This is a genomic window from Pseudomonas sp. GW822-FHT07A10 (genome assembly GCF_058798795.1).
On sequence record NZ_JBXAKV010000003.1, the window covers coordinates 118,973 to 141,365 of the forward strand.

At 61.6% G+C, this 22,393-nt stretch carries 21 protein-coding genes and 2 pseudogenes; 10 read left to right on the top strand and 13 right to left on the bottom strand.

Annotation, left to right across the window (positions count from 1 at the left end):
* Nucleotides 1–56: 56 nt before the first annotated feature.
* Together mnmH and selD are read right to left on the bottom strand one after the other, a co-directional pair.
* Nucleotides 57–1,160, bottom strand: a complete 1,104-nt coding sequence (mnmH, locus tag AC1RL4_RS07040; RefSeq protein ID WP_230175212.1) for a tRNA 2-selenouridine(34) synthase MnmH — start codon at nucleotides 1,158–1,160, stop codon at nucleotides 57–59.
* The gene (selD, locus tag AC1RL4_RS07045) at nucleotides 1,160–2,194 is read right to left on the bottom strand and encodes a selenide, water dikinase SelD (RefSeq protein WP_096479860.1); all 1,035 of its coding nucleotides are present in this window, start codon (nucleotides 2,192–2,194) and stop codon (nucleotides 1,160–1,162) included. The genes mnmH and selD overlap by 1 nt, the downstream gene beginning before the upstream one ends.
* 308 nt (nucleotides 2,195–2,502) lie before the next feature.
* Between selD and AC1RL4_RS07050 the strand changes: the two genes are divergently transcribed.
* Nucleotides 2,503–3,459 (top strand): nucleoside-specific channel-forming protein Tsx, encoded by a 957-nt coding sequence (locus AC1RL4_RS07050; RefSeq protein WP_096479859.1) that lies wholly within the window; start codon nucleotides 2,503–2,505, stop codon nucleotides 3,457–3,459.
* Between the two features lie 24 nt (nucleotides 3,460–3,483).
* Nucleotides 3,484–4,518 (top strand): purine-nucleoside phosphorylase, encoded by a 1,035-nt coding sequence (locus AC1RL4_RS07055; RefSeq protein WP_230175562.1) that lies wholly within the window; start codon nucleotides 3,484–3,486, stop codon nucleotides 4,516–4,518.
* Nucleotides 4,519–4,588: 70 nt separating this feature from the next.
* On the opposite strand, the gene AC1RL4_RS07060 is transcribed toward AC1RL4_RS07055, so the two are convergent.
* From AC1RL4_RS07060 to AC1RL4_RS07070, 3 genes are all read right to left on the bottom strand, one after another.
* On the bottom strand, nucleotides 4,589–5,545 hold the full coding sequence (locus tag AC1RL4_RS07060) for a quinone oxidoreductase family protein (protein ID WP_096479857.1): 957 nt from the start codon (nucleotides 5,543–5,545) through the stop codon (nucleotides 4,589–4,591).
* 29 nt (nucleotides 5,546–5,574) lie between these two features.
* Nucleotides 5,575–5,748, bottom strand: coding sequence for a DUF1427 family protein (locus AC1RL4_RS07065; protein WP_007933035.1), 174 nt, complete (start codon nucleotides 5,746–5,748; stop codon nucleotides 5,575–5,577).
* A gap of 96 nt (nucleotides 5,749–5,844) precedes the next feature.
* Complete coding sequence (locus tag AC1RL4_RS07070; protein WP_018925380.1) at nucleotides 5,845–6,633, bottom strand: AraC family transcriptional regulator; 789 nt, start codon at nucleotides 6,631–6,633, stop codon at nucleotides 5,845–5,847.
* Nucleotides 6,634–6,778: 145 nt separating this feature from the next.
* On the opposite strand from AC1RL4_RS07070, the gene AC1RL4_RS07075 reads away from it, so the two are divergent.
* The gene (locus AC1RL4_RS07075) at nucleotides 6,779–7,006 is read left to right on the top strand and encodes a DUF6555 family protein (RefSeq protein WP_018925379.1); all 228 of its coding nucleotides are present in this window, start codon (nucleotides 6,779–6,781) and stop codon (nucleotides 7,004–7,006) included.
* Nucleotides 7,007–7,077: 71 nt separating this feature from the next.
* On the opposite strand, the gene AC1RL4_RS07080 is transcribed toward AC1RL4_RS07075, so the two are convergent.
* The 3 genes from AC1RL4_RS07080 to AC1RL4_RS07090 form a co-directional block, all read right to left on the bottom strand.
* Nucleotides 7,078–7,236, bottom strand: a complete 159-nt coding sequence (locus tag AC1RL4_RS07080; protein WP_018925378.1) for a metallothionein — start codon at nucleotides 7,234–7,236, stop codon at nucleotides 7,078–7,080.
* 205 nt (nucleotides 7,237–7,441) lie between these two features.
* Nucleotides 7,442–9,124, bottom strand: a complete 1,683-nt coding sequence (gene ctpM / locus AC1RL4_RS07085; RefSeq protein ID WP_493119361.1) for a methyl-accepting chemotaxis protein CtpM — start codon at nucleotides 9,122–9,124, stop codon at nucleotides 7,442–7,444.
* Between the two features lie 91 nt (nucleotides 9,125–9,215).
* Complete coding sequence (locus AC1RL4_RS07090; protein ID WP_167331173.1) at nucleotides 9,216–10,532, bottom strand: Na+/H+ antiporter family protein; 1,317 nt, start codon at nucleotides 10,530–10,532, stop codon at nucleotides 9,216–9,218.
* A gap of 597 nt (nucleotides 10,533–11,129) precedes the next feature.
* Here AC1RL4_RS07090 and AC1RL4_RS07095 point away from each other — a divergent pair.
* Nucleotides 11,130–12,200 (top strand): annotated as a pseudogene (locus AC1RL4_RS07095) (methyl-accepting chemotaxis protein); the annotation flags it as partial.
* Between the two features lie 267 nt (nucleotides 12,201–12,467).
* Nucleotides 12,468–13,058, top strand: a pseudogene (locus AC1RL4_RS07100) (methyl-accepting chemotaxis protein); the annotation flags it as partial.
* Nucleotides 13,059–13,123: 65 nt separating this feature from the next.
* Here the strand turns inward: AC1RL4_RS07100 and AC1RL4_RS07105 are convergent.
* Genes AC1RL4_RS07105 through AC1RL4_RS07120 form a run of 4 tightly spaced genes read right to left on the bottom strand, consistent with a single transcriptional unit; the run spans nucleotide 13,124 to nucleotide 15,719 of the window.
* Entirely contained in the window at nucleotides 13,124–14,437 is a 1,314-nt protein-coding gene (locus AC1RL4_RS07105) for a sensor histidine kinase (protein ID WP_230175563.1), read from the bottom strand.
* Nucleotides 14,434–15,102, bottom strand: coding sequence for a response regulator transcription factor (locus AC1RL4_RS07110; RefSeq protein ID WP_018925374.1), 669 nt, complete (start codon nucleotides 15,100–15,102; stop codon nucleotides 14,434–14,436). The genes AC1RL4_RS07105 and AC1RL4_RS07110 overlap by 4 nt, the downstream gene beginning before the upstream one ends.
* A gap of 3 nt (nucleotides 15,103–15,105) precedes the next feature.
* Nucleotides 15,106–15,411: a PepSY domain-containing protein gene (locus tag AC1RL4_RS07115; RefSeq protein WP_018925373.1), complete on the bottom strand. Its 306-nt coding sequence runs from the start codon at nucleotides 15,409–15,411 to the stop codon at nucleotides 15,106–15,108.
* On the bottom strand, nucleotides 15,411–15,719 hold the full coding sequence (locus AC1RL4_RS07120) for a PepSY domain-containing protein (protein WP_096479852.1): 309 nt from the start codon (nucleotides 15,717–15,719) through the stop codon (nucleotides 15,411–15,413). The genes AC1RL4_RS07115 and AC1RL4_RS07120 overlap by 1 nt, the downstream gene beginning before the upstream one ends.
* Nucleotides 15,720–15,994: 275 nt before the next feature.
* Between AC1RL4_RS07120 and AC1RL4_RS07125 the strand changes: the two genes are divergently transcribed.
* The 5 genes from AC1RL4_RS07125 (at nucleotide 15,995) to codA (ending at nucleotide 21,232) form a co-directional block, all read left to right on the top strand.
* On the top strand, nucleotides 15,995–17,074 hold the full coding sequence (locus AC1RL4_RS07125; protein WP_230175564.1) for a patatin-like phospholipase domain-containing protein: 1,080 nt from the start codon (nucleotides 15,995–15,997) through the stop codon (nucleotides 17,072–17,074).
* An 85-nt stretch (nucleotides 17,075–17,159) separates the two neighbouring features.
* On the top strand, nucleotides 17,160–17,516 hold the full coding sequence (gene queD / locus AC1RL4_RS07130) for a 6-carboxytetrahydropterin synthase QueD (RefSeq protein ID WP_007933061.1): 357 nt from the start codon (nucleotides 17,160–17,162) through the stop codon (nucleotides 17,514–17,516).
* Nucleotides 17,517–17,679: 163 nt separating this feature from the next.
* Nucleotides 17,680–18,510: an alpha/beta fold hydrolase gene (locus AC1RL4_RS07135; RefSeq protein WP_230175565.1), complete on the top strand. Its 831-nt coding sequence runs from the start codon at nucleotides 17,680–17,682 to the stop codon at nucleotides 18,508–18,510.
* Between the two features lie 192 nt (nucleotides 18,511–18,702).
* The gene (gene codB / locus AC1RL4_RS07140) at nucleotides 18,703–19,974 is read left to right on the top strand and encodes a cytosine permease (protein ID WP_230175566.1); all 1,272 of its coding nucleotides are present in this window, start codon (nucleotides 18,703–18,705) and stop codon (nucleotides 19,972–19,974) included.
* Between the two features lie 13 nt (nucleotides 19,975–19,987).
* A complete protein-coding gene (gene codA / locus AC1RL4_RS07145) occupies nucleotides 19,988–21,232 on the top strand; it encodes a cytosine deaminase (RefSeq protein WP_230175567.1) in 1,245 nt (414 codons plus the stop codon).
* 57 nt (nucleotides 21,233–21,289) lie between these two features.
* On the opposite strand, the gene AC1RL4_RS07150 is transcribed toward codA, so the two are convergent.
* Nucleotides 21,290–22,282, bottom strand: a complete 993-nt coding sequence (locus tag AC1RL4_RS07150) for a diaminopimelate epimerase (RefSeq protein ID WP_493119366.1) — start codon at nucleotides 22,280–22,282, stop codon at nucleotides 21,290–21,292.
* Nucleotides 22,283–22,393: the final 111 nt, after the last annotated feature.

The window sequence follows — 22,393 nt, forward strand, 5'->3', positions numbered from 1 at the left end:
GGCACCTGCCAGCCCCCATCGTGAGCAAGCCCGCGATGAGGCCAGCAAAAACAACATTACCCCCGCCGTTTACCCCGCTCCCGCAGATATTCGAGAACGGCGCTCCGTTCCCCGACAAACTCGATCCGCGCGCCCTTTTTCTCCCGCTGAAACACATACATCGGGTCGTAATACTCGCGCAATAACCCTTCGATCCAGCCCCGGTGCAAGTCCACCGCGCCGCTATTGGCCTGTTCCGCCAGCGCGTCTTCCATCAAGGTCAGCATCCGCCGATGGCGTTCGCCGCCCAGGCGTTTCTGGACATTGTTCAGGCTCGCCAACATCCGCTCGGAAAACAGCGTGAAGCCTTCATCGCCGTACACCTCGGTGAACTCGGCGCATAAATCCACTACGTAATCGCGCAGGATCCGCTCGACGCGCCCTTCCAGGCTGTCTTCCAGCCAGACCATCGGAAACTGCTGCATGCCCTGATAAAGCGGCAACGGCAACGCGCAACTGCCGATCGCGCGGCTCTCGTCTTCGAGCACAAACTGCTCGATACCGCTGGCGCGTTTTTTCAGCACGTCCACGGCCAGGCGGTTTTCAAAGTCGATGTTGGAGGGTTGGCCGGTGGCGCGTTTGCCGAAGCTGGAGCCGCGATGATGGGCGTGACCTTCAAGGTCCAGCGCGTTGCTCAATTGTTCGAGCACCTCGGTCTTGCCGGTGCCGGTCATGCCGCCCAGCAAAACGAAATCGCACTGGGAAACGGCCTGGTCGAGCGTGTCGAGCAAGAAGGTGCGCATGGCCTTGTAGCCACCACCGACCCGCGGATAGTCAATGCCCGCTTCGTCCTTGAGCCACTGCTGGGTGATCTGTGAACGCAGCCCGCCGCGAAAACAATACAAATAACCATCCGGATGCGCCCGGGCAAAATCGGCCCAGGCCTGGATGCGCTCGGCCTTGATCGCGCCGGCCACCAACTGATGTCCCAGCGTGATGGCCGCTTGCTGACCGTGTTGTTTGTAGCAAGTGCCGACCCGTTGCCGCTCGTGGTCATTCATCAGCGGCAGGTTGACCACGCCGGGGAATGAGCCTTTGAGGAATTCGATCGGCGCGCGCACATCCATCATCGGCCGGTCGTTGAGGAAGATGTCGCGGTAATCGGTGAAGTCTCTGGACATCAAACCACCTCAACCGCGTGGGTCTGTCGCTCAACCAGTTCGCCGATGGGCTGAAGGACCAGCCCAAGTTCGGCCGCCACCGCCAGGAACGCTGCGTTGCCTTCGGGCGTGACTGCAATCAGCAAACCGCCGCTGGTCTGCGGGTCGCAGAGCACGCGTTTGTGCAACTCCTGGAGCCGGCCGACCTTGCTGGCGTAGCTGTCGAAATTGCGCAGCGTGCCGCCGGGCACGCAGCCCTGATCGAGGTAATACTCGACGCCCGGCAGGCGCGGCACACGGTCATAGGCGATGCGGGCGGTCACATTGCTGCCGTCGGCCATTTCCACCAAGTGCCCGAGCAGGCCGAAACCGGTGACGTCGGTCATTGCGGTCACGCCATCGAGCTTGCCGAAACGGCTGCCGGGTTTGTTCAAGGTGCACATCCAGTCGCGGGCCAGGCCGATGTCGGCATTGCGCAACTTGCCCTTCTTCTCGGCGGTGGTGAGGATGCCGATGCCCAAGGGCTTGGTGAGATAGAGCAGGCATCCGGCGGTGGCGGTGTCGTTGCGCTTCATGTGGCGCTTTTCCACCAGTCCGGTCACGGCCAGACCGAAGATCGGCTCAGGTGCATCGATGGAATGGCCGCCGGCCAGGGGGATTCCCGCTTCATCGCAGACCGACCGCCCGCCGCGAATCACTTCCCGGGCAATCTCCGGCGCCAGCACATTGACCGGCCAGCCGAGGATCGCAATCGCCATCAATGGGTCGCCGCCCATGGCGTAAATATCGCTGATGGCGTTGGTGGCGGCGATGCGGCCGAAATCGAACGGATCGTCGACAATCGGCATAAAGAAGTCGGTGGTCGATACCACGCCGCGCTCTTCGTCGATGGCATACACCGCCGCATCATCGCGCGAGGCGTTGCCGACCCAGAGTTTCGGGTCCAGGTTCTGCGCACCACTGCCGGCCAGAATCACCTCCAGTACCTGGGGCGAAATCTTGCAGCCGCAACCTGCGCCGTGGCTGTATTGGGTCAGACGAATCGGCTCGCTCATGGAATGCACCTTGTGAAGTCAATGCCCAGGATTCTACAGCAACCCCATTTGGCAGGAGCCGCGCAAGAACGATCTTTGTGCAGCGAAACTCACTTTGGTGCGTCCGACTCCCCTTCTTTTCCCCCGCCCCGCGAAATCCTTGACCGAAAGGACAGCAAAACCGCCAATTCCTCCGGTTTTTCAGCGTATTAAGAAAATTGGTATGGCTTGTGCAAACGTTTGCGAGTCGCCGATACCGGCCTGTTCGCCACTTAATCCGAACCAGCCCGCACCACCGGGCCTTCGATCCGCACGAAAAGGGACTTTTAATGCAGTGCACCTCCAGTCGCGTGACTTGCTCACGCACGTTTGCTGTTTCCTTGCTGTTGGCCAGCGTTACAGGACTACTCAGCAGCTCCGCGTTGGCCCAACCGGCCGCCACCGAAGAATCCGCCCAGGGCGAAGCTCTCAGCCCTGAAGCCAACCCACCAAAAAAAGGCGCGTACCTGTCGGACTGGTTCAATCAGGACCTGACCGTCATCGGCAGCAAGGACATCAGTTTCGGCCCGCAACCGGCCGACGACATCTACTTGGAATACGAGTACTTCGGCCGCAAGGGGCCGTTCGAGTTGTACGGCTACATCGACATTCCGAAGATCTTCGACATCGGCAACAGCCATGACAAAGGCGTATGGGACCACGGCTCGCCAGTGTTCATGGAGCACGAACCACGGATTTCCATCGACTACCTCGCCGGCCGCAGCCTGGCCGTCGGGCCGTTCAAGGAATGGTACGTGGCGTTCGACTGGATCTACGACCATGGCAGCAACAGTGCCAACCGCGCCAACACGCTGTACAGCGGCCTCGGCACCGACATCGACACCCATTCGCGGGTCAATCTGTCGGCCAACTTCTACGGTCGCTACCAGTGGGAAAACTACGGCGCCAGCAACGAGTATTCGTGGGACGGCTACCGCGCCCAGCTCAAATACATCGTGCCCATCAGCAGTTTCAGCAACGGCGCTTCGCTGACCTACATCGGTTTCACCAACTTCGACTTCGGCTCCGACCTGCACAAGGACAACCCGGCCCGCACCGCCAATGCCACCGTGGCCACCAACGTGTTGCTCTACGCCTTCACCCACTTGCGTTTCACCCTGGTCGGCCGTTACTTCCACAACGGCGGCAACTGGGAGGACGGCAGTGAGTTGAATTTCGGCGATGGCGACTTCCGCGCCCGTTCCAACGGCTGGGGTTACTACGCCGGTGTTGGCTATCAGTTTTAAGGCTCATTTGAATCAGGAGGTTTTATGAAAGCAATGACGCGTCTTTCCCTGTCTGTCGGTTTTGCGGTAAGCACCCTGCTCTCTTCCTCTGCCTGGGCGGTAGAAGCGCCGATCCAGCCGAAAGTGATGCTGATCACCATGTTCGCTCCCGAGGCGCAGAACTGGATTGATCGCCTGGAACTCAAGCAGGAAGTACGAGTACCGGGCCTGTCCGCCGAGTACCCGAACATTCGCTGCAACACCGAACAGGTGTGCCTGATGGTCACCGGCATGGGCCAGACCAATGCGGCGGCCTCGACCCTGGCCCTGGCGCTGTCGCCGAAATTCGACCTGCGCAAAAGTTACTTCCTGATCGCCGGGATTGCCGGCATCAGCCCGAAACACGGGACCATCGGCACCACCGCGTGGGCGCACTACCTGGTGGAGTTTGGCACCCAGTGGGAACTGGACTCCCGGGACGCGCCGAAAGACTGGCCGACCGGTTACCTGGGCATCAACACCAAAGGCCCGAACGAAAAACCGCCGCTGGATTACAAAACCGAAGTCTTCGAACTCAATCCGAAGTTGCAGGCCAAAGCCTTCGCCCTGAGCCACAAAGTCGAACTGAGCGAGAGCAAGGAGTCGGCGGCGTGGCGCTTGAAGTATCCGTCGGCCCCGGCCAATCAGCCGCCGGTGGTGACCCAGTGCGACACGCTGGCGGGCAATACCTGGTTTTCCGGGACGCGCTTGAGTGAGCGGGCGGAAGTCTGGACAAAATTGCTGACCAACAACGAAGGTGTCTACTGCACCACTCAGCAGGAAGACAACTCCACCTACGAGGCACTGCTGCGGGCCAATCGCGAAGGTCTGGTGGATGTCCGCCGTTTGGCGGTGGTACGCGCCGGTTCCGACTTCGACCGGCCGGCGCCGGGCCAGAGCGAGGTGGATAACCTGCTCAAATACGCCGATCAGGGCGGGTTTGTGCCGGCACTGGAGAACCTGTACCGCACGGGGAATCCGTTGGTGCAGGAGATTCTGAAGAATTGGTCGGTTTGGGAGAAAGGTGTGCCTGAAGCCTGATCTGATATGTGGGAGCGGGCTTGCCCGCTCCCACATTTGATCCGGGGGTGTATTTCTAATTGCATCCATTTCAAGGCAACAAAATCACCTTGTCACCGCTGCCCTGATTCACCTCGGCATACCGTTCCAGCCCCTCGGCCAACGGCGATTCAACTAGCCCTTCCGGCAACGGCAACAGGCCCTGATCGAAAAAGTTTCCGAACTGTTCGAGCATCGCCGCACACGCCTGAACCCCGTACAGTAACGAATTGATCCCCACCACCGAACCGCCCTTGCGATACAGCGCCAGGGCCGGCAATTGCACATGCCCATCCGCCGGCGCGGCGATGATTGCGATGCGGCCGAACGCGGCCAGCGCCGGGACCGAGGCCGGTAGCCAGAAACCGGTGGTGTCGAAGATCACGTCGGCACCGCCGGCATACACGGCGCTGACCTGTGCGCCCAGGTCCTCAGGCTTATCCAGTTGCAGCGTCTGATAACCCTGAGCCTGCAAATCCTTGACCTGCTCTGGCCGCCGCGCCGCCGCCAGCACCTGGGCGCCCCGGACTTTGGCCAGCGCCAATGCTGCGCTGCCCACCGCCCCGCCGCCGATCACCAACAACCGCGTTCCGGTCGTGACAAGACTGCGTTCCAGCGCATCCCACGCCGTGGTGTACGGCACACCGAGGCTGGCGGCCTGGGCAAAGCTCAGATGCGTCGGCTTCAGCGCCACGCCATTGGCCGGCAGTTTGACGAATTGCGCGTGGGAACCGTCGGCAAAGAAGCCCAGCTCCCGGCCGGTGCCCCAGACTTCCTGGCCGATCAGCGCCTGCGGGCCTTCGACGACGATGCCGGCGAAATCACGCCCGGGAATCCGCGGCAATGTGGTGTAGGGAAAGCGCCCCAGTACGTTTTTCACATCGCTGGGATTGAGGCCCGCCGCCTTGATCTGGACCAGCACTTCGTCAGCGCCGGGAACGGGGGTGGGCACCTCAACGTAGCGCAGGGCCGAGAGGTCGCCGGTTTTGTCGAATTGCAGTGCTTTCATGGGCATTTCCACCAAATGGATAAGAGGTTTCAGGAGATCCAGCCCGCCACCAGTTGCCGGCCCAAGGGCCACAACTGCTCACCGGCGAGCATGCCCAGCAGACCCACCAGCGCGATGGCCGGTGGTGCGGGGGAACGAAAATCCAGCGCGCCATAGAGCAGGCCGACGCCCAGACCGATACCCAACGAGATAAGGTAGTTCATGACAGACTCCGTGGCATAAGGGGGTATGCGCAGAGTCTAGAGAGAGGTCGCCACGGACGTCGGCCAAGTACTTCTGAATGTCGGCCAAAGCGCTTTTTACGCAGCGCCGCCCCGTTGCTGGCTCACGCAAAACTGCGAAGGCGCGACACCCAGTTCCCGGCGGAACATGTCGCTGAAGCTGCTCGGCGAATAACCCAGCTCCCGGGCAATCGCGCTGACCGGTACGCCCTGAATCAATTCGGCCGCCGCAGTCGCCAGTTGCACCTGCCGCCGCCATTCGGCGAAGCCCATGCCCAAACCGTCCTTGAACAAGCGCGCCAGGGTACGCACGCTGGCACCAGCATTTTCGGCGTGCTGCTCGAAGGGAATGTCCAGCGACGGTGAGGCCATGACCGCCTGACACAGGTTCATCAGTCGCCGGTCGGAATCGTCCGGCAGCGGTATTTTCAGCAATGAACGTCGGGCGCGCTTGAGCTCCAGCAAGGCCAGGCCTACCAGCGCGTCGTAGTAATCCGGGGCACCGTCGTCGCCCTGCTCCACCAGCCCGACGATCAGTTCGCGCAGCAAGCCGCCGACTTCAATCACTTGCACACTGTCGTCCAGTGTCGCCGCCAATGACGGCCGCAGGTAGATGTTGCGCATCTGCAAGTCAGAGACCACGCGAATCCCGTGCGGCACACCCGGCGGCAGCCAGACCGCCCGTTGCGGCGGCACCACCAGTGCTTCATGGGGTGTCTCGACCCACATCACGCCGCTCATCGCGTACAGCAACTGGCCCCACACATGTTCGTGAGGCTCGATATACAACCCACGCGGGTAAGTACGTGCCAGCGGTTGCACCGGCACATCGGTATCGCTTAAATCAGGGGGTGCGGCCTTGGCCATAGGCTAGGATCATTGAGGGGCGGAAAGGCTCCATGGTAGCGAGGCGTGCGACGTGTCGCCAGTCGCTGTAACCGACTGACAATCCGACTGAATTTTTCGCGCGCCTGGCGATCCTTCTATTACAACAGGGAGGAATACAGGTTTTATGAACAACGCAAAACTTTTCGTCATTGAATACACACTTCATGGCAAGCCCAAGTCTTTCATCATCCGCCAGGACAAAATGGACAACGCAGAAGCCTGGCACTGGGCAAGTTGCGACGCCGGCATAGGCCGGATCCCGCGTTTTGGCCGTGAGCGGGTGCAAAAGACCAGCAAACCAGTGGCGGAAAAATTCGGCGTCGAGAATGTGACCTGGCGGCCGACGAGTTGAGCTTTGAAAGGGAGGGTGAATATTCAAACTGAAAGTGGAGCCGCAGCGGCTCCACTTTTTTGGGTGAGCGGTCAGGGCTTAGCGCACTTGCAGCCTTTGGTGGAGCATTCTTCGCCGTGTTGGTGATGGTGGGCGCAGGCTTCACAGCAATAGTGCTTGCCGTGACGCACGATGGGGTGATCACCCAGTTTGCAGGAACATTTCGGGCAGTCGCAGGTACCGTCGTTCATAAGTCTGACTCCATGGTTAGGGTCGTCCGGGTGCCGCGGGTGCGCGGCACCTGAAGCAAATGACCGCCCGTTGCAGAAACCGGTTCAAACAGATGCCTGGACGGAGTTTGCTTACTATTGAGGGTAGTCGCGATGTGGCTCCCCCGTAGCAGCTGCCGAGCCCGCGAGGCTGCTACAGATCGCAAAACTCTCTCAGCGACATCACTCAAATACGGAATTGCCCAACCAATTGCCCCAGGCGCTGACCGAGATCGGCCAGGCTGCGCGAGGTTTGCGCGCCGCGCTGGGTCTCGTCGGCGACGCTGTCCACCGCCACGGCGATCTGGTGCACGCTGCGGTTGATCTCTTCGGCCACGGCGGTTTGCTCTTCGGCGGCGCTGGCAATCTGCGCGTTCATTGAGTTGATGGTGCCGATCAGTTGGGCCATGGCGTCCAGCGACGCGCCGGCCTCGTTGGCCTGGGCCGACGTGCCGTCGCCGGCCTCGCTGGAGCGGCGCATGGACTCGACCGCCGATTGGGTGCCGGCCTGCAAGCGGTCGATCATGCCCTGGATTTCCTGAGTGCTGATTTGCGTGCGACTGGCCAACGCCCGCACTTCATCGGCAACCACCGCAAAACCACGTCCGGCCTCACCGGCGCGGGCTGCTTCAATGGCGGCGTTGAGCGCCAGCAGGTTGGTCTGCTCGGCAATCGAACGGATCACCCCGAGCACGCTGACAATCGACGACACGTCTTTCTGCAGGCTGTCGAGGGACACGCCGCTGCTGCGAATGTCGTTCACCAGTGCATGAATCTTCACGATGCTACCGGCCACCACGCGCTTGGCGGCCTGGCCTTCTTCGTCGGTCTGCTGGGCAGCGACCGCGGCGTTTTGCGCGCTCTTGGCCACTTCCTGGGCCGCCGCCGACATTTGGTTGATCGCCGTGGCCACCTGATCGGTCTCGTGACGCTGGCGCTCCATGGCCTGATCCGAGCGTTGGGCCTGATCGGAAACCTGATTCACCAACCCGGTCAGTTGCGAGGTCATTTCAGTGATCTGTCGCACCAGGCTGTGGATCTTGTCGACGAAACGGTTGAACGAGCCGGCCAGTTCGCCGAGTTCATCCTGGCTGGTGATGGTCAGGCGCCGGGTCAGGTCGCCCTCGCCCGCCGCGATGTCGTCGAGGTTGGCTTTCATCAGGTTCAGCGGACGCAGAATGGTATTGGCCAGCAGCATCCCGGCCGCGGCGATCACCAGCAGCACCACCACGGCAATCCCGACAATGCTCAGCACCACGCCTTGCATGCGTTCCTGGACCTTGATCTCGACCAGCGCCACTTGCGCCTCGATGCCGTCGAGGTTGACTGAGGTGCCGACCGCCATGTCCCACTTCGGCAGGTATTCGGTGTAGCCGAGCTTGGGCACCAGCACTTGGCTGTTGCCGGGCAGCGGCGAGCTGTATTGCAGGTAGTGGGTCCCGTCCTTGGCGACTTTCACCAGGTCGCGGTTAACGTAGACGCCGTTCGGGTCGCGGTTGTCCTTGAAGCTCTGGCCCACGCCTTCGGGGCTGTTGGCCTTGAACAGGCGCACGGTGTTGGAGTCGTAGCCGAAGAAGTAGCCGTCCTTGCCGTAGGTGATGCTCGACAGCAACTTGATCACCTGCGCCCGCGCCGCGTCATCTCCGGGGGCGGCCGCGTCGTAGAGCGGCTTGATCGTGGTTATGGCCACGGTAACGTAGCTTTGCAGGGTCGCCTTGGCATCGCTGAGCAGGCGCTGACGGGTTTCCTCGACTTCCTTGCGGGCCTGTTCCTGCAGGATGAACAGCGTGGTCAGGCTGATGACCAGCGCAAAGAGCAACACCGGGAGGACGGCAAGGGACAGGACTTTGGCCTTCAGGCTCATGCGCATGACGTTCACTCTTTTGATTTTATTGGCGTGGTTAAAGGCTATAACGGCACGCCAGATCAAAAGTTGAACGCGGTCCTACAAGGTAAAGTGGTTACAGAACCATCGCCGCCACCCAACCGAACGCCAGCAACGGCAGGTTGTAGTGCAGGAAGGTCGGGACCACGGTGTCCCAGATGTGATGATGCTGGCCGTCGATGTTCAGACCGGAGGTCGGGCCCAGGGTCGAGTCCGACGCCGGTGAACCGGCATCGCCCAGCGCGCCGGCAGTGCCGACGATGCACACGATGGCGATCGGGCTGAAGCCCAGTTGCACGCACAACGGCACGAAAATCGCCGCCAGAATCGGTACGGTGGAAAACGACGAGCCGATGCCCATGGTCACCAACAGGCCCACCAGCAGCATCAACAGCGCCCCGATGCCTTTGCTGTGGTCGATCCACGAGGCCGAGGACTCCACCAGTGTCTGCACATGACCGGTGGCTTTCATCACTTCAGCAAAACCGGATGCGGCGATCATGATGAAGCCGATCATCGCCATCATCTTCATGCCTTCGGTGAACAGGTCGTCGGTTTCACGCCACTTGACGATGCCCGACGCCGAAAAGATCAGGAAGCCCACCAGCGCCCCGATAATCATCGAGTCCAGCAACAGCTGAATAATGAACGCCACGACAATCGCCAGACCGGCGACCATCAGGCTCAAGGGGTTGTACTGCACCGCGACCTGTTCGACTTGCTCGATCTTTTCCAGGTCGTAAACGCGCTTCTTGCGGTAGCTGATGAAGGCTGCCGCGAGGCCAAACACCATGCCCAGCGCCGGAATGCCCATGGCATGGGTGACGTTGATGCCGCTGATGTCCACCCCGCTACGGGCGACGTTGGCCAACAGGATTTCATTGAGGAAGATGTTGCCGAAGCCCACCGGCAGGAACATGTACGGCGTGATCAGCCCGAAGGTCATCACGCAGGCGATCAACCGCCGGTCCAGTTGCAGTTTGGTCAGCACATATAAAAGAGGCGGCACCAGCAACGGGATAAACGCGATATGAATCGGCAAAATGTTCTGCGAGGCGATGGCCACCACCCATAGCAGGCCGATCAGCAGCCATTTGACATTGCCGCCACCGTTGGCGTGCTGACGATCGACCATGGCCAGGGCTTTGTCCGCCAGGGCATGGGCCAAGCCGGACTTGGCAATGGCCACCGCAAATGCGCCGAGCAAGGCGTAGGACAACGCCACCGTCGCCCCGCCACCGAGGCCGCTGTTGAAGGCTTTGAGCGTCGCATCGATCCCCAGGCCACCGGTCAAACCACCGACCAGCGCGCCCACAATCAGCGCGATTACCACATGCACGCGGGACAGGCTGAGTATCAGCATGATGCCGACCGCGGCAATTACTGCATTAATCATCGTTACCTCAAGGCAAGCGGAAAGAGTCCGTCCGGCAGTGCGCACAAGCGCCGCCAGCGGATTGAAGAGAGGGTTTTATTAGAGGGCGCGCACTGTGCCGGACCGCTGCCGCCTTGTCAAAGGGGGCTCTGTGGCGAGGGGGCTTGCCCCCGTTGGGTCGCGAAGCGGCCCCCTATATTCCTACAGACACACTTGGTTGCCTGGATTCGCGACTGCTTCGCAGCCGAACGGGGGCAAGCCCCCTCGCCACAGGCCCCCTCGCCACTGAGGTTGCAGTGATCGGGATTGGTTATTCAGCCTGCGCCATAAAGAAAGCCGAATCACGGCCGCTACAGTGCAAAGTCTCAGATATTTATCGAATAAAAGGACGTTCCCATGTCGCTCAGACACCTTTCCATTCAATGGAAAATCACCCTGTTGGCCGGGCTCTGCCTGGCGGGCATCGTGACCCTGCTGGTAGGGCTTTCGCTGTATCGCATGGAGCACAGCTCGGCGCTGGTGAAGGCCTCGAGCATGGAAATGCTCACCGAGGCCGCCCAGGCGCGCATCGAATCCCAGGGTGAAGTGCAGGCGCTGGGAATTCGTCAGCAGTTCATGGACGCCTATCAATATAGCCATGGCTTTTCGCGGCAGGTGCTGTTTTTGCGCGATCAGGCCGAGAAGCGCTTTCTCGATGCCTTCGACCTGCGTGAAGACCTGACCCGGCAGGTCAAGTCGGCCCTGCAGGCCAACCCGGACCTGCTTGGCCTGTCGCTGGTGTTCGAGGCCAATGCGCTGGACGGCAAGGACAATCTGTTCGCCGGCCAGGCGGAGCTGGGCAGTAACGACAAGGGCCGTTTCGCCCTGTACTGGTCGCAACCGACGCCCGGCAAAGTGACCTCCATGGCCCTGCCGGAAAGCGACATGGCCGACACCAGCACCGGCCCCAGCGGCGAACCGGCCAACGCCTGGTTCACCTGCCCGCGCACCACGCTCAAGCCTTGCGTGATCGAACCCTACTTCTATGTGATCGACGGCCAGAACGTGCTGATGACCAGCATCGTGTTCCCGCTGATGGTCAACGGCAAAGTCATCGCCTCGCTGTCGGTGGACATCAATCTCAACAGCCTGCAAGCGATCAGCCAGAGCGCCAGCAAGAAACTCTATGACGGCCAGACCAGCGTCAGCATCGTCAGCCCGGTCGGTTTGCTGGCCGGCTACAGCCCGGACGCCAGCAAGCTCAGCCAGCGCCTCGACGCCGTGGACACCACTAACGGCGCCGAACTGCTGCGCCGGCTCACTGCCAGCAGCAAGACCGAGAGCCTGCACAGCAACCAGCAACTGAAAGTGCTCTCGCCGTTCCAGCCGATTCCCGGTGGCAAATCCTGGGGCGTGTTGCTTGACGTGCCGGAGAAGGTGCTGGTCGGCCCCGCCGAAGCGTTGAAAAAACAACTCGACGACAGCAACGCCGCCGGCACCCTGGTTGAACTGTGCCTGGGTGTACTGGCGGCGCTCGTCGGTTTGTTACTGGTGTGGCTGATGGCCCGCAGTGTGACCAAACCGATCCTCGGCGTGGCCCGCATGCTGGAAGACATTGCCAGCGGCGAAGGCGACCTGACCCGGCGTCTGGCTTACGACAAAAAGGACGAACTGGGCCAGTTGGCCGGTTGGTTCAACCGTTTCCTCGACAAGTTGCAGCCGATCATCGCCCAAGTGAAACGCTCGGTGCAGGACGCCCGTAGCACGGCGGACCAATCGTCCGCCATCGCCACCCAGACCAGCGCCGGCATGGAACAGCAATACCGCCAGGTCGACCAAGTGGCCACCGCCTCCCATGAAATGAGCGCCACCGCCCAGGACGTCGCCCGCAGCGCCGCGCAGGCGGCACAAGCAGCACGCGATGCCGATCAGGCCACCCGTCAGGGCTTGACCGTGATCGACCGCACCACCACCAGCATCGACCACCTCGCCGCCGACATGAGCGCAGCCATGGTGCAGGTCGAAGGCCTGGCGGCGAACAGCGAGAAAATCGGTTCGGTGCTGGAGGTGATTCGCGCCATTGCCGAGCAGACCAACCTCTTGGCGCTGAATGCCGCCATCGAAGCCGCCCGGGCCGGTGAAGCCGGACGCGGTTTCGCCGTGGTCGCCGATGAAGTGCGCAACCTGGCGCGACGCACTCAGGAATCGGTGGAGGAAACCCGCCAGGTGATCGAGCTGTTGCAGGGCGGTACTCAGGACGTGGTGAACTCGATGAACAACAGCCATCGCCAGGCTCAGGGCAGTGTCGAGCAGGTGGGTCAGGCGGTGACGGCGTTGCGGCAGATTGGTGATGCGGTGACGGTGATCAGCGACATGAACCTGCAGATTGCCAGTGCGGCGGAAGAGCAAAGCGCGGTGGCCGAGGAAATCAATAACAACGTGGCGACCATTCGGGACGTGACCGAATCGCTGTCGGGGCAAGCCAATGAATCGGCGCGGGTGAGTCAGTCGCTTAACAGCCTGGCGAATCAGCAGCAGAGCTTGATGGACCAGTTTCGCGTGTGACCTGACACCTGTGGCGAGGGAGCTTGCTCCCTAGCCACAGGTAACCTGCACCCTTCAGTGCGGGGTCAGCGTTTGGGCAGTTCGATCATCACTTTCAACCCGCCCCACTCGCTTTCCTCCAGCCTCAACACCCCGCCCCACGTGTCGACGATGTCGCGCACGATGCCCAATCCCAATCCATGCCCATCGGTCTGTTCATCAAGCCGTGTACCGCGGCTGAATACCTGGTCGCGCTGGTCTTCGGGAATCCCCGGTCCATCGTCTTCCACGCTCAACTGAAAACTTTCAGCCGTTTCAACCACGCTTAACCGAACCTCCGCATCCGCCCATTTGCAGGCGTTGTCCAGCAGGTTGCCCAGCAACTCCAGCAGATCTTCGCGATCCCACGGCAGTTGCAAACCGGCCGGTGCGCGGTAGCTCAGGTCGAGGTGTTCACCGTGAATCATGTTCAGCGTGGCCAGCAACCCCGGCAGCTCGGCATCGCAATCGAACAACGCACCCGGCAGTGCATCGCCGGACAACCGGGCGCGGTTGAGTTCGCGATTGAGTCGCTGCTGGACCTGCTCCAGTTGCGCTTGAATCACCTTGCGCAGCTGCGGGTGCGCATCGAGTTTCTCGCTGGAAGCCAGGCTCAACAACACCGCCAATGGGGTTTTCAACGCATGCCCCAAGTTGCCCAAGGCATTGCGCGAGCGCTTGAGGCTGTCTTCGGTGTGAGCCAGCAAATGGTTGATCTGCGCCACCAGCGGTTCCAGCTCCACCGGCACGGCTTCGTCGAGTTGCGAACGCTGGCCCTGCTGCAACTGGGCGATTTGCTCGCGGGTCTTTTCCAGCGGGCGCAAGGCGCGGCGCACGGTGATCCGTTGCAACAGCAAAATCAGCAACAGCCCCGCCAGCCCCAACCCGAGACCGACTTGTTGCATGCGACAGAAACTCTCGCGCACCGGCGTGTAGTCCTGGGCGACGCTGATGGAAATCGCCTGGCCCAGCCGTCGGTAGTCCGAACGCAGCACCAGCAACTGTTGCCCTTCCGGCCCCAGTTGCAGGTTGCTGTTCAGGCCCGGGTGTTCGAGCCGCGGCAGGTCCTGATCCCATAACGAACGGGAGCGCCAATGGCTGTCGGCAAAGTCGATACGAAAATAGTGCCCGGAAAACGGGCGCTGATAGGCCGGCGACAGATGTCGCTCATCCAGCTGCAACCCCTGTGGGCCGCGCACCAGCGCCACCAGCAGGTTTTCACTGTCGTTGCGCAACCCGGCTTCGAGGTAGCGCTGCAAACCCATTTCGAACAGCCACAGGCTGGTTTGCGCCAGCACCAGGCCGACGATCACCATCACGCTGATCAGGCCCAGGCTCAAGCGACGCTGGATCGACCTCACTGGGCTTGCCCGCCGAACAGGTAACCCTGACCGCGACGGGTTTCGATCACGCTGCGGCCGAGCTTGCGGCGCAGGTGGTTGACGTGGACTTCTAGCACGTTGGAGTCGCGCTCGGTTTCACCGTCGTAGAGGTGTTCGGCGAGGTGGCTTTTGGAAAGGATCTGTTCGGGGTGCAGCATGAAATAGCGCAGCAGGCGAAATTCCGCGGCAGTGAGCTGGATGTCGGCGCCGTCGCGGGTCACGCACTGACGACCTTCATCCAGGTGCAGGCCGGCAGCCTTGAGCGTCGGCTGATTGGCCTGGCCGTGGGAGCGGCGCAACAATGCCTGAATGCGCAGGTGCAGTTCTTCCGGGTGGAAGGGTTTGCTCAGGTAATCGTCGGCGCCGGCCTTGAGGCCTTCGATCCGCTCGGCCCAGGAACCACGCGCGGTGAGAATCAGCACCGGCGTGGCCAAGCCACCGGCCCGCCACTGCGCCAGCACCTCAAGCCCCGGCAAACCCGGCAGGCCGAGGTCGAGGATGATCAGGTCATAAGGCTCGCTGCTGCCCTGGTACACCGCATCGCGGCCGTCGGCCAGCCAGTCCACGGCGTAACCCTGCCGGTTGAGGCCAGCCATCAATTCGTCGGCCAGCGGCACATGGTCTTCCACCAGGAGCAAACGCATCGATCAATCTTCCTTGTCTTTCAGCACGTGGCCGGTGGTGGCATCGACGTCCAGCTCGCGCACCACGCCTTCGGCGGTCAGCAGCTCGACTTCATAAACATAGACGTCGTGTTTTTCTTCAAGCTCGGCTTCCAGCAACTTGGCCCCGGGATAGCGGTCCAGCGCTTGCTGCAAGAGCTGCTCCAGCGGCAGGATCACGCCCTGTTGGCGCAGGCGCAGGGCTTCGTCCTGATCCAGGTCGCGGGCCACGGCCACCGAGCAAAAAGCCAGAAGCACCAGCGCCATGCTTGAAAATGAAAGCACCTTCATTACGTATCCTGATGATCCTTGAGAACCTGCCCGCTGACAGCATCCAATTCCATATCCCACTCAATGCCTTGCGGGTCGCGCAGTTCCATCTGGTATTTGTACTTGCCGTACTCTTCTTCGAGCTCGGTGCCGGTGATGGTCGAGCCGGGGTGTTTGGCCAGAGCGGTGGCGTTGAGCTTCTCGAAAGACACAATGGTACCAGCGTCGCGCAGTCTCAGGGTTTCGTCGGGGCCCAGGTCGCGGGCATGAGCGAGGCTGGCGGTCAGGCAGATGAGGGACGCGGTGAACAGGGCAGTCAGGATTTTCATGGGGTGGCTCCGTATTTTCTTATGTGTTGCCTACGGAGCGACCTTAGCGATTCGAACTTAACTGAAACTGAATTGCCATCATTGGGAATAGCTTACGCATAACCCGTAGATACAAGGAGCTGCCGAAGGCTGCGATCTTTTGATTTGGATTTTTTGCGTGCATGACGCAGCCAAAGATCAAAGCATCGCAGCCTTCGGCAGCTCCTGCATTGATCGGGGACAATCGCAGCCCAAGAGGTGCTTATAATCCCTGCTTGCCAGACATCGAGACCGGTATGACCGCTATCCACATCAAGTTCCCTTCCCTGACCCTCAAGGCCGGCCCGCGTGCCCTGGCGCGCATCCGTGCCAACGGCTTGAGCGCTGCCGATGTGGGCACGTTGCCGGGCGCCGCCGGTGGCCCGAAAGCGCTGGGGATTCAGGGTCTGGACCTGGCGCTGTTTGGCGAATGGTTGCCGGCGGCGCCCCGGGAGCGTTCGCTGATCGGCGCCTCGGTGGGTTCCTGGCGGTTCGCCAGTGCCTGCCTGCCGGATGCCGCCGAGGGCATCCGCCGCCTCGGCCATCTGTACACCGAACAGAACTTCGCCAAGGGCGTGACCATGGCGCAGATCAGCCAGAGCTCCCGGCGCATGCTCGATGACCTGCTCGACGGCCGCGATGCCGCGATTCTGGATAACGCCCACTACCGCCTGAACATCATGGTGGTCAAAAGCCACGGCCTGTTGGCGGACGATCATCGCGGCCGGTTGGGGCTGGGCCTGTCGTCGGTGATCGCCGACAACCTGCGCGGTCGCGCACGGCTGTCGCGGCACTTCGAGCGGCTGATCATCCACGACCCGCGCCAGGCGCCACCAGTCAATGCGCTGAATGACTTCCCGTCGCGCTTCATCTCACTGAATGCCGGCAACCTGCGCCAGGCCCTGCTCGCCTCGGGTTCGATCCCGATGGTCATGCAAGGCGTGCGCGACTTGCCGGGTGCAGGTGCGGGGACATTCCGCGACGGCGGTCTGCTGGACTATCACCTCGACCTGCCCTACAGCGGCAACGACATCGTGTTGTATCCGCATTTCACCGACCGGGTGATCCCCGGCTGGTTCGACAAGACGCTGCCATGGCGCCGCGCCTGCCCCGAGCGCCTGCAGGATGTTCTGCTGCTGGCGCCGTCGAAGGAATACCTGGCACGCCTGCCCTACGGCAAACTGCCGGACCGCAACGACTTCAAGCGCTTCATGGGCGATGCCCCGAGCCGGCAGAAGTATTGGCGCGCGACGATGGATGAAAGCCGTCGCCTGGGTGATGAGTTCCTAGAACTGACCGCCAACGGTCGCCTCGGCGAGCGCTTGCTGACCCTTTAGTCAGTGTTTTGCCCGGAGCTCTGGTAAACTCGCCACCTGCCCACATCGCCGCGGCGATCGCCACCTGAAAGAGCTGAACATCACTGTGGAAATATTCAAAGAATTTACCTTCGAATCCGCCCATCGCCTGCCCCACGTACCGGACGGCCACAAGTGCGGCCGCCTGCACGGTCATTCGTTCAAAGTGGCGATTCACCTGAGCGGCGACCTCGATCCGCACACCGGCTGGATCCGCGATTTCTCGGAAATCAAAGAAATCTTCAAGCCGCTCTACGAGCGCCTCGACCACAACTACCTGAACGACATTCCCGGCCTGGAAAACCCGACCAGCGAAGTGCTGGCCAAGTGGATCTGGAATGAGTTGAAGCCATTGTTGCCGGAACTCAGCGCGATCCGCATCCACGAGACCTGCACCAGCGGTTGCATCTATCGCGGTGAGTAAACAGCCTAAAGCAACGCAATTCCCTGTGGCGAGGGGGATTGCCCCCTCGCCACAGGGCTCCCACCAGGAAAATGCGTTTCGTCAGTGAATAGAGAAACAGCCTTCAATGGCTGTTTTTTTATGCCTATGCTTTTGGGCTCGCACACGCCAAGAGGACGCACCCATGACTGACTGGCCGCTGGCTCAGACCTATCGTTTCAACGGGCACTCCGTTCGCTACGCCGTACGTGGTGACGGTCCGCCGTTGGTGTTCGTGCACGGCACGCCCTTCTCTTCTCATGTGTGGCACCGGATCGCGCCGCACTTCATCACCACGCACCGGGTGCATTACTTCGATTTGCTGGGTTACGGGCAGTCCGCACAGCCGGACGGCGATGTGTCCCTGGGCGTGCAAAACCAACTGTTGGCGCAATTGCTGGAACACTGGGGCCTGGAACGGCCAGACGTGGTGGCTCACGATTTCGGCGGCGCCACTGCGTTGCGCGCGCATCTGCTCAATGGCAAGGATTACCGCAGCCTGACGCTGATTGACCCGGTGGCGCTGTCGCCCTGGGGTTCGCCGTTCGTGCAACATGTGCGTCAGCATGAAGCGGCGTTCAGCGGGCTGCCTGATTACATTCAACGGGCGATTGTGCCGACCTATATTCGTGGTGCGATCAAGCGCGAGATTTCCGATCAGGAGCTGGCGCCTTACGTGCAGCCCTGGCTGGGTGATTCGGGGCAAGCGGCGTTCTATCGGCAGATCGCGCAGATGGATGAGCGTTATACCCGCGAGGTCGAAGCGCTGTACCCGACGATTCGCTGCCCGGTGCAGATTCTCTGGGGGGAAGACGATCAGTGGATTCCGATTGAGCGCGGGCGGGCGTTGCATCAGATGATTTCGGGGTCGCAGTTTCATCCCGTTGCGAATGCCGGGCATCTGGTGCAGGAGGATGCACCGGAGGCGATCATGGCGGCGATATTGCGGTTTCTGCCGTTGGCACAGAACGCCTGATCGACGGAGACCCTGTGGCGAGGGGGCTTTGTGACTACCTGATTGCTGCGTCCCAATTTGAACCACAGCCGCACTGCTTTCGTGCCCCTCTTCAGGCCAAATCCGCCTGCTCGTCTATAAATAACAACACCCTCGCGCCATTGGCACGAGCACTGCAACACCCTCGCGTCCCCATCCAGCAAGGAACGCCACATGACGCAGAACGATCCGGGCAACGACTATCCCCTCAGCGAAGTCCCGATGCATGCCCGCAAGGGGCTCGCCTCCACGGCCATGGTGCTGCTGGGTTTTACTTTCTTCACAGCGACTATGTTTGCCGGCGGCAAGCTGGGGGTGGCGTTCAGTTTCGGCGAGATGCTGACGGTGATCATCGTCGGCAACCTGCTGTTGGGAATCTACGCAGCCGGGCTTGGCTACATCGCCTTCAAAAGCGGCCTCAATTCGGTGTTGATGGGCCGTTTCTGCTTCGGCGAAGTGGGCAGCAAGCTCAGCGACCTGATCCTCGGCTTCACCCAGATCGGCTGGTACGCCTGGGGCACCGCGACCGCCGCCGTGGTACTCGGCAAATATTTCGAACTGGGCGAAAGCACCGTTCTGGGGCTGATGGTCCTGTTCGGCCTGGGCTTCTGCGCCACGGCGTACATCGGTTATCGCGGGCTGGAGATTCTGTCGTACATCGCCGTGCCAGCCATGATGTTGCTGCTGATGCTGTCGATGTGGGTCGCGACGGTGAAGGTCGGCGGGCTCGAGGGTTTGCTCGCGGTGGTGCCGACAGCAACACTGGACTGGTCGACCGCGATTACCCTGGTGTTCGGCACCTTCGTCAGTGGCGCGACCCAGGCGACCAACTGGACACGTTTCTCCCGTTCGGCGCGAGTCGCGGTGCTGGCGAGCCTTATCGGCTTTTTCATCGGCAACGGCCTGATGGTGTTGATCGGTGCCTACGGCGCGATCGTCTATCAGCAACCGGACGTGGTCGAAGTGCTGTTGCTGCAAGGTTTCGCCATGGCCGCGATGGCGATGTTGCTGCTCAACATCTGGAGCACCCAGGACAACACGATCTACAACTTCGCCGTCGCCGGCTGCAATCTGTTGCGCACCGGCCGGCGCAAAACCGTGACCCTGGCCGGCGCGGTGATCGGCACGCTGCTGGCGCTGCTGGGCATGTACGACATGCTGGTGCCTTTCCTGATTCTGCTGGGCACGGTGATTCCGCCGATTGGCGGGGTGATCATGGCGGACTTTTTCTTCCGTTACCGTGGGCAATATCCACGCCTGGCCGATGCCCGGTTGCCGGCGTTCAACTGGCCTGGCCTGAGCGCTTATGCGGTCGGCACCGTCGCGGCATTCAGCTCGCCGTGGATCGCGCCGCTGGTAGGGATTGCCACTGCCGCGCTAACGTATGTGTTATTGACCGGCGTACTGGGTGCCCGTACCGCCGAAGCACCACTACAAGATCTCTAAAAGGACTCGCCTGATGCACATCATCAACGCCCGCCTGCGCAACCAAGAAGGCCTGCATGAGTTGCACCTGGAAAACGGCCTGATTCACAGCATCGCCCGGCAAACCGAAGCCCCGTCACTGGGACCTGACGATCTGGATGCCGGCGGTAATCTGGTGGTGCCGCCCTTCGTCGAACCGCACATTCACCTCGACGCCACCCTGACGGCCGGCGAACCGCGCTGGAACATGAGCGGTACGCTGTTCGAAGGCATCGAGTGCTGGGGCGAGCGCAAGGCCACCATCACTCAGGAAGACACCAAGACCCGCGCCAAAAAAACCATCCAGACCCTCGCCGCCCACGGCATTCAGCACGTGCGCACCCACGTCGATGTCACCGACCCGGAACTGATCGCGCTCAAGGCGATGCTCGAAGTCCGCGAGGAAAGCCGCCACCTGATCGACCTGCAAATCGTCGCGTTCCCCCAGGAAGGCATCGAGTCGTACCGCAATGGTCGGGAGTTGATGGAAGAAGCGATCCGCCTGGGCGCCGATGTGGTCGGGGGCATTCCGCATTTCGAATACACCCGGGACCAGGGCGTGAGCTCGGTGAAGTTCCTGATGGACCTGGCCGAACGCACGGGCTGTCTGGTGGACGTGCATTGCGACGAAACCGACGACCCGCACTCACGCTTCCTTGAAGTGCTGGCCGAAGAGGCCCGCAGCCGCGACATGGGTTCGCGCGTCACCGCCAGCCACACCACGGCGATGGGCTCCTACGACAACGCTTACTGCGCGAAACTGTTTCGCTTGCTCGGGCACTCGGGGATCAGTTTTGTTTCTTGCCCCACCGAAAGCATTCACCTGCAAGGCCGCTTCGACAGCTTCCCGAAACGCCGTGGCGTGACTCGTGTGAATGAGTTGCTCGAAGCGGGGATGAACGTGTGTTTCGGTCAGGACTCGATCGTCGACCCATGGTATCCGCTGGGCAATGGCAACATCCTGCGGGTGCTCGAGGCCGGTTTGCACATCTGCCACATGCTCGGTTATCGCAATTTGCAGAGTGCGCTGGACCTGGTCACGGACAACAGTGCCAAGGCGATGAACCTGGGCGATCGCTATGGGTTGGAACGGGGCCGGCCGGCGAATCTGCTGATTCTGTCGGCGGACAGCGATTACGAAGTGATCCGCAGCCAGGGCCTGCCGCTGTATTCGATTCGCGGGGGCAAGGTGTTGATGAAGCGGCAGATGCCGGTGGTTGAGTGGGCGGATCGGCTCTGAATCTTCGCTGACCATTCGGGCGTCATCGCGAGCAGGCTCGCGATGACGGTCTCAAAATCACCCCATCAACCGCGCCGTCCCAAACAACCTGACCCGACTCAATTCGCCCTCCCGTTCTTCCAGCAGAATCGGCGCCGTGCCGCCGGGCATGACCACTTGCACTGCCCCGGCCGCCACCCACCCCACTCGCCACGCCGCGCACGCCACCGCACTGGCGCTGGTGCCCGACGACTCGGTCGGCCCTTCGCCACGCTCGAACACCCGCGCAACGATTCGCCCTTCGGACTCAAGCATCGCCCATTGCAGGTTCACGCCTGCCGCACACGGCTGCCCTGCCCCGGTCGGCGTGGCGTAAGCGATGCGGGTCAACCCTCCAGACAACTCCGGCTCACGCATTTGCTCGTTGCTCGGCAACGCATCGGCGCCTGTCACTAACGTCACACAATGGGGATTACCGATGCGCACGAACTGGCTGCGGTTCCAGCCAGGGTCGAGCGTCGACAATGGCCGCACATGACTGACATCACGCCCGTTCAACACCACGGCTTCGACCCCTTGCGCACCCACCGCTTCAGGCCCGAACGAAGGCTGCCCCAAGTCCAGCCAGAACCCTTGCACGCCATCGATTTCGGCGGGTTTCACCGAAGTCGCCACTGGCGAGAGCGCATCGCGCTTGTCGTGATGAACCCTGAGCAAGCAAGCCTCCTCCCTCGGCATCAGCCCTTGTTCACTCAGGGCCTGGGAAAAAATCGTCAGGCCATTGCCACTGCGCTCGGCCAGGCTGCCGTCGGTGTTGACGATCAGCAGGTCAAACGGCGGCGAAGATTGAAACGGCCCCACCAGCAAGCCATCGCAACGATGCGCCTTGCTGCCGGGCGGTTGTGTCCCGGGAGCCCAGCCGCAGAATGCCTCGATGGCAGACAACGCCCAGGCCTCGCGGGTTTGCGCCGCCTGGCTGGCCTGTTCAGGCAGGTCGATACCGCTACCGCGCAGGGCGTCAGGCGCTACCACCGCGTAGATATTGCCTCGAGCATCGTACATCCGCGTCATGGTGCCCCCAATGAACAATTGATGCGTCGACAATATCGCGAAACAACGGCTGGCTGTGCAAGGATGTCACTCTGCGTGACTGCTGCCCCACCTGAACGTGGTGATCGACCC